This is a genomic window from Chryseosolibacter indicum (assembly GCF_018598585.1).
Lineage (GTDB): Bacteria > Bacteroidota > Bacteroidia > Cytophagales > Cyclobacteriaceae > Chryseosolibacter > Chryseosolibacter indicus.
On record NZ_JAHESD010000096.1, the window covers coordinates 1 to 12,143 of the forward strand.

Annotated in this window: 12 protein-coding genes and 9 tRNA genes; 5 read left to right on the forward strand and 16 right to left on the reverse strand. The window is 41.3% G+C overall.

Annotation, left to right across the window (positions count from 1 at the left end; all coding sequences use genetic code 11):
• Nucleotides 1-540: 540 nt before the first annotated feature.
• The 12 genes from KK060_RS23390 to KK060_RS23445 form a co-directional block, all read right to left on the reverse strand.
• On the reverse strand, nucleotides 541-993 hold the full coding sequence (locus KK060_RS23390; protein WP_254157460.1) for a carboxymuconolactone decarboxylase family protein: 453 nt from the start codon (nucleotides 991-993) through the stop codon (nucleotides 541-543).
• Nucleotides 994-1,061: 68 nt separating this feature from the next.
• The gene (locus KK060_RS23395) at nucleotides 1,062-1,637 is read right to left on the reverse strand and encodes a Crp/Fnr family transcriptional regulator (RefSeq protein WP_254157462.1); all 576 of its coding nucleotides are present in this window, start codon (nucleotides 1,635-1,637) and stop codon (nucleotides 1,062-1,064) included.
• 248 nt (nucleotides 1,638-1,885) lie between these two features.
• Nucleotides 1,886-1,969, reverse strand: a tRNA-Ser gene (locus KK060_RS23400).
• A 99-nt stretch (nucleotides 1,970-2,068) separates the two neighbouring features.
• Nucleotides 2,069-2,141, reverse strand: a tRNA-Arg gene (locus KK060_RS23405).
• An 88-nt stretch (nucleotides 2,142-2,229) separates the two neighbouring features.
• Nucleotides 2,230-2,301, reverse strand: a tRNA-Gln gene (locus KK060_RS23410).
• Between the two features lie 9 nt (nucleotides 2,302-2,310).
• Nucleotides 2,311-2,394: transfer RNA gene (locus KK060_RS23415), tRNA-Tyr, on the reverse strand.
• A 6-nt stretch (nucleotides 2,395-2,400) separates the two neighbouring features.
• Nucleotides 2,401-2,476, reverse strand: a tRNA-Pro gene (locus KK060_RS23420).
• Nucleotides 2,477-2,685: 209 nt separating this feature from the next.
• Complete coding sequence (locus tag KK060_RS23425; RefSeq protein WP_254157464.1) at nucleotides 2,686-3,033, reverse strand: DUF4180 domain-containing protein; 348 nt, start codon at nucleotides 3,031-3,033, stop codon at nucleotides 2,686-2,688.
• Nucleotides 3,034-3,264: 231 nt separating this feature from the next.
• A tRNA-Met gene (locus KK060_RS23430) sits at nucleotides 3,265-3,337 on the reverse strand.
• 6 nt (nucleotides 3,338-3,343) lie between these two features.
• A tRNA-Ile gene (locus tag KK060_RS23435) sits at nucleotides 3,344-3,415 on the reverse strand.
• A gap of 364 nt (nucleotides 3,416-3,779) precedes the next feature.
• Nucleotides 3,780-3,857, reverse strand: a tRNA-Val gene (locus KK060_RS23440).
• A gap of 12 nt (nucleotides 3,858-3,869) precedes the next feature.
• Nucleotides 3,870-3,942 (reverse strand) — tRNA-Asn (locus KK060_RS23445).
• A 282-nt stretch (nucleotides 3,943-4,224) separates the two neighbouring features.
• Between KK060_RS23445 and KK060_RS23450 the strand changes: the two genes are divergently transcribed.
• Complete coding sequence (locus KK060_RS23450; protein ID WP_254157466.1) at nucleotides 4,225-4,497, forward strand: hypothetical protein; 273 nt, start codon at nucleotides 4,225-4,227, stop codon at nucleotides 4,495-4,497.
• Nucleotides 4,498-4,503: 6 nt separating this feature from the next.
• The gene (locus tag KK060_RS23455; protein ID WP_254157468.1) at nucleotides 4,504-4,794 is read left to right on the forward strand and encodes a HigA family addiction module antitoxin; all 291 of its coding nucleotides are present in this window, start codon (nucleotides 4,504-4,506) and stop codon (nucleotides 4,792-4,794) included.
• Here the strand turns inward: KK060_RS23455 and KK060_RS23460 are convergent, their stop codons facing one another.
• The gene (locus KK060_RS23460) at nucleotides 4,795-6,522 is read right to left on the reverse strand and encodes a phytanoyl-CoA dioxygenase family protein (protein WP_254157470.1); all 1,728 of its coding nucleotides are present in this window, start codon (nucleotides 6,520-6,522) and stop codon (nucleotides 4,795-4,797) included.
• Between the two features lie 957 nt (nucleotides 6,523-7,479).
• Between KK060_RS23460 and KK060_RS23465 the strand changes: the two genes are divergently transcribed.
• From KK060_RS23465 to KK060_RS23475, 3 genes are all read left to right on the forward strand, one after another.
• Nucleotides 7,480-8,580 carry a slipin family protein gene (locus KK060_RS23465; RefSeq protein WP_254157472.1) on the forward strand — a complete coding sequence of 367 codons (1,101 nt, stop codon included), beginning with the start codon at nucleotides 7,480-7,482 and terminating at the stop codon, nucleotides 8,578-8,580.
• Between the two features lie 100 nt (nucleotides 8,581-8,680).
• Complete coding sequence (locus KK060_RS23470; RefSeq protein ID WP_254157474.1) at nucleotides 8,681-10,087, forward strand: RtcB family protein; 1,407 nt, start codon at nucleotides 8,681-8,683, stop codon at nucleotides 10,085-10,087.
• A 13-nt stretch (nucleotides 10,088-10,100) separates the two neighbouring features.
• On the forward strand, nucleotides 10,101-11,099 hold the full coding sequence (locus tag KK060_RS23475; protein ID WP_254157476.1) for a hypothetical protein: 999 nt from the start codon (nucleotides 10,101-10,103) through the stop codon (nucleotides 11,097-11,099).
• A gap of 5 nt (nucleotides 11,100-11,104) precedes the next feature.
• Here the strand turns inward: KK060_RS23475 and KK060_RS23480 are convergent, their stop codons facing one another.
• The 3 genes from KK060_RS23480 to KK060_RS23490 all read right to left on the reverse strand — a co-directional run.
• On the reverse strand, nucleotides 11,105-11,440 hold the full coding sequence (locus KK060_RS23480; RefSeq protein ID WP_254157478.1) for a cyclic-phosphate processing receiver domain-containing protein: 336 nt from the start codon (nucleotides 11,438-11,440) through the stop codon (nucleotides 11,105-11,107).
• A 1-nt stretch (nucleotide 11,441) separates the two neighbouring features.
• Nucleotides 11,442-11,819 (reverse strand): helix-turn-helix domain-containing protein, encoded by a 378-nt coding sequence (locus tag KK060_RS23485; RefSeq protein WP_254157480.1) that lies wholly within the window; start codon nucleotides 11,817-11,819, stop codon nucleotides 11,442-11,444.
• A 62-nt stretch (nucleotides 11,820-11,881) separates the two neighbouring features.
• Nucleotides 11,882-12,143, reverse strand: a 262-nt coding sequence (locus KK060_RS23490) for a tyrosine-type recombinase/integrase (RefSeq protein ID WP_254157482.1), incomplete at its 5' end; no start/stop codon positions are given.

Sequence of the window (12,143 nt, forward strand, 5' to 3'; positions counted from 1 at the left end):
CTCGAGTCCATTACGAATTCGAGGTTTTAGATCTGTTTGATTGATACTCAGCAGAGGAGGAGGGAAATGAACCCTGACTCGCTCCTATTGATTATCAGTATTTTATACTTAGCCTGTAAATCGACTCACCAGTTGACTCACCACTTTTGAAATGGCTGCAACCTTCACTACAAAGATAAAAAATGTGAGCCATTATTGTTAAAACTAAATGGCAACGATATTCAGTATTGTCGCTTCTGTTTCCTGAAATTTTCAATTACACATTGAAGTCGCTGTCGTACTTGAGCCAACTTATGTTTCATAGTACTATGGTCAGGGTTGAACCTGACTAGAATGAAACAAACATAGTTGCATAATTAACGAGAGATCAATATCAATCAGCAGATTTCTATGATTCATGCAAGCGTATATTTATAGTCATTTTCATACAATCGGTTATTTTTTTATGCACGAGAAAACACGACTTGTCAACTTATTAAGTACAGCGTTGATAAAACAAATCGCAGGTCATTAAACCTGCGATTTTCAATTACAATTGTTTTAGGCAAGACTTTGTCCAATCTGTAGGTGCGTGCTTAATACAACCCTGTTCCAAAGATTGATGGTAATAACGGCCGTTATAATATCTGCAACTTGGGTCTCGCTAAAAAATTGCAAGGCGTTTGTGTAGGTCTCATCAGACAATCCATTTTCATGGATTAACGTTATTTCTTCTGTTATTGCCAACACTGTTTTTTCTTCTTCCGTAAAAATACCCTCAGCCTCCCTCCAGGCATTCAGCAAGAAAATACGCTGATTGGTTTCACCATTTTTGATTGCGTCTTGCGTGTGAATGTTGATACAATATGCACAGCCATTGATTTGAGAAGCACGGATCTTTATAAGTTCTTTGGTTGCCTTAGACATAGAACACTTTGAAAGATAGGTTTCTAAACCAATCATCGCTTTTAGAGCATTTGGAGCTACCTCTTTAATGTTTAATCGTTTTTGCATTGCATTGTTCCTTTAAAATTGTTCAATGCAAAATTGAAAAATGGGAAAATGCAAAAACTTAAACTGGTTTAAGAAATGAGCCTCTTACGGATTTCGCTTAAATATTCGGGGGTGAATCCCAGATATGAAGCGATTAGGTATTGGGGAACACGTTGTACAAATTCAGGATGATTTTTAACAGCCTGGAAATAAAATTCTTCTTTCGAAAACGAAAAAAGAAATTTGATACGCTTTTGAGCCGCTGCATAAGCCCGCTGGTAAACGAAACGGAAATACCGTTCCATTATTGGAAATGCCCTTAATAGTTTTTCTTGGTTGTCCTGTGATATATAAAGTATCGTAGACTGTTCTATAGCCTGAATATAAAATTCTGTAGGGACCTGTCGTTCGTAGGCAAAGTTGTCGGTCAGCCACCAAGTCTCTATGGCGAATTCGGTGGTTTGTTCATTGCCTTTTTCGTTGATGTAAAACTTTCGCAGCAAGCCGGTTAAAACAAAATAATGATGTCTGCAAATTTGTCCAGCCTCTAATAGATTTTCTTTTTTAGTTGCACGTTTGGTATCAAAGTATTTTTTTATTTCTTCAAATTCAGCATCAGAAACTTGTGCGAATTTTTCTATATGTTTTTTGAAAATATTCAACATGTGGGTTAAACAAATTTGGGCAGGTATCGAAGATACCAAAATATTCCTGAGAGTGAAAGTCTCTCACTGGTGAGTTGGTGAAACCAGTTAGCAAGTCGCAAGATGGTTTGTCGTGAGGCAAACGCTGAAGGGAAGGAGACTGCAAATTGGGTTACTGGTTGGCCAGGCGCGGCTATGAGTCTTTATTTCTTATTACGAAAAAGCATCTCCACAACTTCACGAACCGCTGTATGCGAGGCCCTGATGTGCAGAGGGTGTGAGACTCGAACTCACAACGGAGTAACCCGCTACTTGTTTTCAAGACAAGCTCCTCATCCAGCCGGATACCCTCTAAGTGCGGAGAGCGAAGGGCTCGAACCTTCATCTCAAATTGATGAGAACTGTCTTAGCAGGACAGTGTAACAAACCAATATTTACCTGCTCTCCATTTGTTGCCCTGGCAAGATTCGAACTCGCACCCCAAGGTCCGTAGCCTTGTATCCTCATCCATTAGACGACAGAGCAATAACAAGGGTGATGCATGAGGCTCGAACTCATAAACACAAGATCCACAATCTTGCCGCGAAGCCAGTTTGCGTTACATCACCATATGTTCCGGGAGCGGGATTCGAACCACGCATCTACTGATCCAAAGTCAATCGTCCTGCCTTTAGACGATCCCGGAATAATTTTGTCGGAGAGGGGCGAATCGAACACCCAAGGCACTTAAGCACCGCTTTTACAGAGCGGCCCGCTTCCACTTACGGACTACTCTCCGAATTTGTAGGGTAACCCGGATTTGAACCGGGGATCTCCTGCGTCCAAGGCAGGCGAGGACGACCAAGCTCCTCTATTACCCTATGTGTTAAAAACAAAAAAGCCTCCTGGTAAGGGAGGCTCGTATGAGTAATAATGATTAAGTTTTATATCATCATTCAGGCATACATAGTTCGTCCTCCCTGTCCTTTTGTAACGGCTGGGGTTGGCGATACGAACTATGTGAATGTCTCTTGTTCATGGCTCAAATATACGATTGAATTATATATTTGTTACCTATTAGGTAACATTTTTATTTTAATCTTTTTAGTGCTTCTTCAACAGAACTTACAAACACAATTGTGCTTGATCTATTGCTCTCAGCGATAAATGCCTTTAAGCTTTTGCTTTCATAAACTACAAAGTCACCGATAATAGCCAGCTGCAACCTATAGTTCACAACTTTCTGTAACATCTCTCCGGCAAGCCCACTTCTTAAATCAAAGAAGCTTTCATCGATGTTGTGCTTGTGTACTATGATGGCTTCAGCACAAGAATCCATGATCATTTGTAAAAACTCTTGAGTAGTTTTCAATACGACACCATTTGCATTAAATTCTGCAATAGTTTTTCTGTTGACGTAATGCTGGATATACTTCATACCATTCTAATTTAATGTCTGTAGCGTGGAAGGGCTTTAACCTCGATCTCTCCGATAATGATCGGAGCGCATTTATCTGCGACTATGCTATCACGCCACCGGCACTGTCCATCAAAAAGAAAGTTCATTCTTATTTAATAAAGACTTGCCCTGGTGGAGATTACTGGTAACGCTCCAGTCCTTCCCGGCTTCAACGGGACGCTTCTACTTAGTTAGCTTAATCTCCAAATGTTGCACATGCAGGATTCGAACCTGCGACCCCAGAGTTATGAGCCCTGTGCGCTACCAACTACGCCAATGTGCAATGTTGTTGTGATAGATAGAATCGAACTATCAACCTCCATGGTATCAGCATGGCGCTCTACCGTTGAGCTATATCACAGTATGTCCGGCCACACGGTAACGATCCGTGTTCTCCTGCTTAAAAGGCAGGAGCATCACCTTAATGCTTTGGCCGGAAATTGTCCGGCCTTCTTGTTTATGTCCATATATATTGCAACTAAATTTTTTGTCGAGGTGGCTGGAGTTGAACCAACGTGTAACCAACTACGGTTTCAACACGGTATAAGCGTGAGCCGATACACCTCGATAGATAATAACTCACCCCGCAGGAGTTGAACCTGCCCCAATCCAATTCAGATTGAATCGGATTCGCCACCGCGGAACATTCGGGTGTTGTTTACTTGATCCAGTCTAGTTACACTACCTGTGTAACCTTGAGATAAACTCACAGACTGGATTCATTGCGGATACTACGGGCATCGAACCCGTCTGATTCTTCCCGCTTGTCAGCGGGATGGCCACGCCTAGCAGCCCCAGTATCCAAAACACAAAAGAGGACACAGATGGGCACGATCCATCGACCTGAGCGTTAACAGCGCTCTGCTCTACCCACTGAGCTATGTGTCCGTATAGTTATAAAGCAAAAAGCCCCGGGCTATTAACCCGGGGCTTCTCTTTATAATGATTCCAATTTATGAATGCATATAATTTCCCGGGTATACCCAATAATCAATCTTCGCCATAAAGCATATATGCTGGCGTGAATTCAGATTGATATAGTTGATACTCGGTTTCATTTTTGTCTTATTGTGATACAAAGATAAAACAACTTTTCGGTTGTTACCCAACAGGTAACAAAGATTTTTTTACCTTTGCCATCCCTAACGTAAAATATACGTTACAGGTTTTATGATCGTATCAATTCGTCATAGCGTATTAAAAAGCCTTTTTGAAAAAGGAACAGCTGCTGGGATATCACGGGAGCTGAAGGACTTTTTATTGCTATGGCTTTCCGTAATACATGCAGCGAAGGATTTGCGTGACCTATCTATTAAGAATATTAGTATTCTCGAAGAAGGCACAAACAGTTATCGTCTGAGAGTTCATGGAGTAGGAATATTTTCGTTCCGCTTTGTAGATGGAGAGATACGACAGTTAGATTATAAACACGAATTAAACTAAGTATCTATGCCACGAATGCACAGCCCAGCGCACCCCGGTCAGATTCTTGAAGAATTATACATCAAGCCACACAATCTGACAATCACCGAGGTGGCGAGTGCGTTGGGCGTGGCACGAAAAAATCTGTACGCGGTTATTAAAGGAGACTATTCTATATCTGTGGAGATGGCATTTAAACTCAGCAAAGCATTTGACACAACACCTGAATTCTGGTTGCAGGCGCAGATGAACTATGATCTTGCCAAAGGATACAAAGAGGCAAGTAAGATTAAAGTGAGGCGCTTAATTAAAGACTAATCATAACTCCTGCCTTTCAGCCCACTCCAATCTATTCGGCAAATTTTTAGAAGTGAACTCCAGGTGTATTACCCTTCTATGCTTCTGACTTGTTGCCTTCGATGAAGCGTGAAGTAAGAGCGGTTTCATTATTTGTATCCCACAGGCATCAACATCACATATATAAGGAATGCTGTTTTGTGTGATTAGATTGATTTCCTGATCGGAAAGTCGTTTGTTGTGTGAACCTGGAATTACTTTCAACGCTCCATTCGTTTCATCGGTGTCATCCAAGTGTATCCTTACCGTTATTGTACTTTTTAAATACTCATCAGGAGGAACCACGCCATGAACACCAAACTTCTTTGTCCAGCCTGAAAAACCCTCAGTCTCAATTTTTTCAGCTACGTTGATCACAATATCCTGATGCCAGGTTACGTACCAGTTTGACTCCTGTGTCTTATCGAAAAAAATGGCTTTCGTCAAGGTCAGGTTTGGATCAATTGCCTTTAAGATCTTTAACAGATTGGTGTTAAGGGCAAGCTTTTTCAATCCTGGTACTTCATTGAATAGATTTCTGATTGCGTAGGTATCTTCCGTTTGTCCCGTTGATTTGAAGTAACCGTAGATCATATTCTTCATTTGGTTCACTTCCTTTTTGCTGAACACATGGTGAAGAATGCAAAAACCCTTATGGATAAGCTTTTGTATATTATTATGGAGTGCAGCGCTATTGAATTCATATTGATAACGATCCAATGCGTGCTCAAATGTTTCCTTGATCCTTCGCTTTAATCTTTCAGGTGCGATTACCTTTACACGATCACCGAAGCCCAAGATCTCCCTTTCCAACTCAAAATTTAATTGAACATTTAATGAGAAGGTTGTTCCACTGGATGATGTTTCAACTACCTGTTGCGAGTGATGAATGGGTTTGGTCAATATATATGGAGCGGTTTCATTGTCCGCGAGCAAAAGCACCTTTTCAGTTTGTCCGTTCTGGTTGACGGTAACTCCGACCACATCATTTAAATAGGCATTTAAGTTGAAATCCTGTTTCGGAACATATTTAATGTCGCAACCCTCAATGCTAATGATCCTGTCTAGCGCCAAAGTCAGTATAGGCGTACCCTTCTTTTTTATCCCGATAACAAACCACCTGTTCCGGTACTCCTTTAGATAATAAGGATGGAAATGAAAGGAGTTTGCTTCTCGGGCTTTAAATGATTGATAACAAAGCTTGACAGTACATTTCTTAATAATTGCCTGGTATAATGTTTCGATATGCTCAAGGCCTTTCAGGTTTTCGTTCTTTTCAAAATCAATGATTGGCTCCTGATTAGTTTTCGCAGCATAGATCTTATTCTCAAGGCGCTGCACCATACCACTTAATTCCTGGAAATGGCTGAATCCTTTGAACTGCCTTAAGATTTCCACCACTTCAGTGAGTTTCCCAAGGTCCTGATCTGTTAATGGAATATTTGTGATAGAGTAGTCCGGGTCTTCATACGTATAAAATTTCTTTTCAAGGACGATGATTGGCGCGTTATATCCGAGTTTATCGCTACGCATCATCTGAATATCCATCTGAATGGACCGCTTACTCACACCTTTATCTATTCCTTCATATTCATATAAAGCTTCGGAACACGCTTCAATGAGATCTTCGAGTGTCCAGCGCCTTTGCCTGTTGCGGAGGCAGTTATCGATAGTGCGAAAGCGGATTAGGGCATTCCTGTTGACAGGCATAGAAAAAATATTTTTATAAAAAACGTAAAAAAATTTAACTGCGCAAAAAGACTGCGTAGTATGCCCGGTACTTTGAGTCATCATTTAGGCGAATGATAAAAGTTGCTACCCTCTCCTTCAGCTGGAAGGAGAGGATTTGAAATGGCCTTATAGCTTAAAAGGAAAAGCCTACGGTAAAAGTATTGACGTTCCGTAGAGTGCATGGATGATTCCGTTACTGCTACGCGCTATAACGGATAGATTTTGCAGATGCACCGAAAAACCTCTCGGAGAAGTTTAGTAGGGAAGCGCATTTAGAGCCATGCTGCCTGCAAAGGAATCTCAGTTCGAATCTGAGTAGGGCCACATGTTCTTTGATAAAAATATTTCCGCCAGCTGGCGGATAAAAATCTTTCTCCATGACTATGTCTGGAGAGAGCGCGGGAAAAACAGAAAGTATAGGACCTGATGAGCGTTTCTGTATGGCGCCATAGTGTTGTATTGCAAATTAAGTATAACATGCTGCCTAGCTCGATGTTGTTTTCCACACCTTGTGTGTCGAAGGTTCGAATCCTTCTCCTGATGTAATAATCAGGGTATCTCAGTGGGTAGAGAAACAAGCCATGGACTGTAAATCCATTCTTAAGAAGAAGTACATCGCTTCTATAAAAATGATGACCACCCTGAAAGTAGTTTGGGGCATGTCAGGTGCAAGATGAAACCCGTCACCTTCGGGAACGGAAAATTAGTCTTGAGCACCAGTCGTTTGAAAACTTGAAAGTGTAAGGATACCGGATAGCAAGTCCGCTTACTTTTCTGCATTTGATCTCGTCTTCTATCAAGACCCTCTCTTGAGGAAGACTCGTGCGATGCAGAAAACTAAACTGATACAACTATTCTTAATTACGCTCCCGTTATCAGATGATGATGTGTCGTGAACTACTTTCTTCTATGACTTATTATTTAATTTTTATAACGATGAAAAGGATCAGAATTAACGCTGGCAAAATTGGTTTAGTGTTCAGAAATGGTAACTACAGAAAAGTAGTTACGGAAGGCGCTTATTGGTTGCTTCCTAACGAGGATGTCTTCCAATACGATCTGACAAAGCCGTTCCATCCTTCCATCGATTTGAATATCCTGTTGAAGGATGAGCAGTTGGCAAACATGCTGACTGTTGTTGAAGTGAAGGACAACGAGATCGCGTTGCAGTATGAGAATGGTAACTTCAAGAATGTCTTGAGTCCAGGAAGATATGCATACTGGAAAGGCGTGACGGATTACTCTTTCATTAAAGCAGACTTGAGTAAGATCGAGGTTACCGAAAACATCGATACAAACACGATCATGAGGAAAGAGGTATTGCCATACGTGAGAGTGTATGCTATCGAATCGTTTGAAAAAGGAATATTGTTGATCGATGGTAAGTTCTCGAAAGTACTGGATACCGGAGTGTATTACTTCTGGAAGAATGCTGTTGTGATCTCCGTTTTGAAAGCTGACTTGAGACAATTGCAGCTTGAAGTGTCCGGTCAGGAAATCTTGACAAAGGACAAGGCTGCATTGAGAGTCAACTTCTACACTCAATACAAAGTAGTTGATATTATCAAAGCTTTGATTGAGAACAAGGATTACGAGAAACAATTGTATATCCTGATGCAGTTGGCTTTGAGGGAGTTTATTGGTACGCTTTCTTTGGATGAGTTGTTGGAGAAGAAAGAATCTATTTCAGCCTATGTTTTGGCTACGTTGAAAGACAAAGCTTACAACCTTGGTGTGGAGGTTAGAGACTGCGGTGTGAGGGATATCATCCTGCCTGGTGAAGTGAAAGAGATCATGAACCAAGTCTTGGTGGCTCAGAAGAAAGCAGAGGCTAACGTCATCATGAGACGGGAAGAGACAGCTTCGACACGGAGCTTGTTGAACACCGCTAAATTGATGGAAGAAAACTCCATGTTGTTCAAATTGAAAGAGATGGAATATGTGGAGAAAATCGCAGACAAGATCAATAGCATTTCGTTGTCAGGTGGCAACCAGATAGTTGATCAGCTGAAAGATATCTTCGTACCTAAGAAGTAATTTAAAGGCGCCTTTTGGCGCCTTTTTTTGAAAAAACTTTAATCTGCGCAAAAAGGTTGCGCAGTGGTTCCCGATCTTTGGAGCAACAAAGCAGAATAGCATGAATTTAACTGGAAACGATCTAAAGCAAATTGGATTTATTGAAGGCAAGGCCCTGGGTCTGGCACTCGACCTGGTAGAAAAACAATATACTGACTTACCCTTCGATGACAAGCTTGCTCTATTAAAGCAAGTAGTGAACAATCCTACTTCCTTTATCAATGATGCAACGTTGGCTCCTGTTGCGGCTGAACTGCTAAGACCGTTAGATGATACGATTGCGCTCAATGTTGATGGTAAATCTTACCAGATCTATGGAGCAGATGCAATCGAACAAGGTGCTCTCCAACAAATGGAGACAGCAATGAAATTACCGGTAACAGTTGCAGGAGCTTTAATGCCTGATGCGCATCAAGGTTATGGACTTCCTATCGGTGGAGTATTGGCAACCAATAATGCAGTCATTCCATATGGCGTTGGTGTCGACATTGGTTGCAGAATGTGTATGACTATTTATGACATTCCTACTGACAAGCTCCAGGAAAAAAAAGAAGACTTTAAAAAGCTTCTTGTCAATAACACGAAGTTCGGTCAGGCAACTTTCAAGAAACCGAAGGATCATGAAATCTTTGAAAGAAAAGAATTCTCTGAACTTCAGATCGTCCGTGAAATGAAAGACCGGGCCTGGCAACAGATCGGCTCTTCTGGTGGCGGTAATCACTTTGTTGAATTTGGTATTGTAGAAATATCCAATACTATCAATGAATGCAACCTTGCGCCTGGTCAGTATCTAGCAGTGCTGTCTCACTCAGGCTCACGCGGGCTTGGAGCAAACATTGCGCGGCACTACACTAAAGTAGCAATGGATAAATGCAAGCTTCCACAAGAAGCAAAGCATCTGGCTTGGCTTGACCTGAATACAGAAGAAGGACAGGAGTACTGGCTTGCAATGAATCTTGCAGGTGACTACGCATCTGCCTGTCATCACCAGATCCATGAACGGATGGCAATTGGCTTACGTGAGACACCCCTTGCCATGATCGAGAATCACCACAACTTTGCATGGAAAGAAAAAGATGCAAACGGAAATGAAATCATTGTTCACCGTAAAGGTGCAACGCCTGCAGGTAAAGGTGTCCTTGGCATTATCCCTGGGTCAATGGCAACACCCGGGTTCATTGTTCGTGGTAAAGGCTTAGCCGAATCAATCAACTCCGCTTCACACGGAGCTGGTAGAACGATGTCCCGAACAAAAGCAAAGCAGACTATCCTTCAAGGGCACGTCAACAAGTTCCTGAAAGAAGCTGGCGTTGAACTCATCGGTTCCGGCCTTGATGAAGCACCGATGGCTTACAAAGACATTCATCAGGTGATGAACTATCAGAAAGAACTTGTCGAAGTTCTCGGTTCATTCATGCCGAAGATTGTGAGAATGTGTGGTGATGAGAAGTTTCAGGAGGTTGATTAACAATATGTATTATATGGAGTCTGAAGATTTTTACCTTTTGTTTTCAAAAGTTGGCGATTCGGAAAGTGTTGTTGACTTCTTTTGTTGTACTGACAGCAAATTGATGGACGTCATATTTGACTATGAGCTAGAGAAGCCATATAAGAAATGGCACCTTAAAAAGAGCAGTCTCATTTTTGACGTGGACAATAAGGATGCATTGATTGATGAGCTCTTTACGAAAAGTCCAATATATTCTCAAAATCAGAATTTGAAGGATTATTACAGGATTGAAAGGATCAATGTGACCCCTGGGGAATACAGTCCGAGAATCTACAGGCCTCATCTGTTACCAATAAGCAATTTAATGAAAATCCAGAGGATAGACGGAATCGAATCAGAGTTGTTTCAGCTTCAAGACTACCTGCCGTTAAATTATGAAACTGCAATAAGTGCTACTCATCAGCTTGCCACGTTGATCGATGAGCTTGAATATATCTGTAGGATGATTCACCCCTCTCAAAAAAACTTTGCTGTATTCGGCCACGAGATACGAAACCTTTTGATATTGGCTTGTACGGAGGTTGAAGCACAATTGAGGGGCATCTATGTGCCCAACTCGAATACGAGCAAAAAGTCGCTGACGATGAAGGAATACTGTTCTTTAAATAAAGTTTTGTCTTTAAATAAATATGCTGTCCTCTACAGTCTTTATCCTTGGCTTGACAACTTTCGGCCGTTTCAAAATTGGGGATCACAGAATCAAATTCAGCTCACATGGTATCAGGCCTACAATGCTGTAAAGCATGACAGAGAAAATGAATTTGAATCTGCCAATCTAGAAAATGTTCTCGAGGCTATTGCAGCAGTCGCTATATTGTTATATGCTCAATACGGAGAGAAGTTGCCATTTCGTAGGGAACTGATTGGCGACTTCTTTAATTTTGTCGAAGTGCCTAAATGGGACATTAATCAATACTATCTTCCTCCGTATAAAGGAGAAAGTTGGCGACCTACTAAAGCACTAAATTAAGCTTATTAAGAGCTGCGAAGGTGTCGGATATAGTTATTTAACAATCCTTGAATTTGTTCGGAAGCCACCGGGTTCGCAGAGTGGACCTTGAACTCAAGACTTCTCAGGTCAAGTCCCGACTCATAGACAAGCCATTTTGCACAGGCATATCCATCTGGAGCAACTTCATCATTTGCGTCAAGCCCTAGATCATTGTCAAAGCTTATGAAGTCAGGAAGGCCTTGTGATTTTATATAAATAACGAAATCATTGTAACTTCTTACGACATCAAACCTATCAACTTCAGATTTGTCATAAATCATGTCAACGGTTCGCAAGTCGTCAAGGAATAACTTTCGCATTCTATTTGGTTGCTAATTCGTATGGCCTGTTAAATGCCTCTTGGGAAACTTTGAAGTATTCGGAAAGATTTCTAATGATGTCCTTTGAAAGACCTTTTTTATAATTGAGAACATCTGAAACAAGACCTTTACTAACACCTAGTATTTCTACAAGGTCTTTTGCTTTAAGACCCCTTTCTTCCATCAGCAAATGAAGAAGTGTTATAGGGTCAACGTCATCAAAGGAATTATTCTCCTCATACCATTTTTCGATGAGGAGTGTAAGCAATTCAATCTCATCCTTCATCTCTTTGCTTTTAAAGTCAGCGGTGACTAACTCCTCAAGCATTTTTGAATACTCCTTGTATTGGTTTTCCGTCTTTATCACCTTGTACTTCATTCCAAGCATTTCACCAATATACAGAATTCCGATAGAAGTTCACAAAAAGTGAACTTCTATCATTACTGGTTGGAGCCAGATGGACTATTGCCGTTGTACTTGAGACGCAGCGCCTTCATATCGGCACTTACCTTTAGGTCCAGGATCTTCGCATACAGCTGAGTTGTTTTCAAATTCCGATGCCCAAGAAGTTTGCTCACTGTTTCGATTGGAACTCCATTCGTTAGAGTGATGGTAGTTGCAAACGTATGGCGGGCGGTATGAAATGTAACCCTCTTTTTTATGCCACATGTGTTTGCGATCTCCTTTAGATAGTCGTTCATC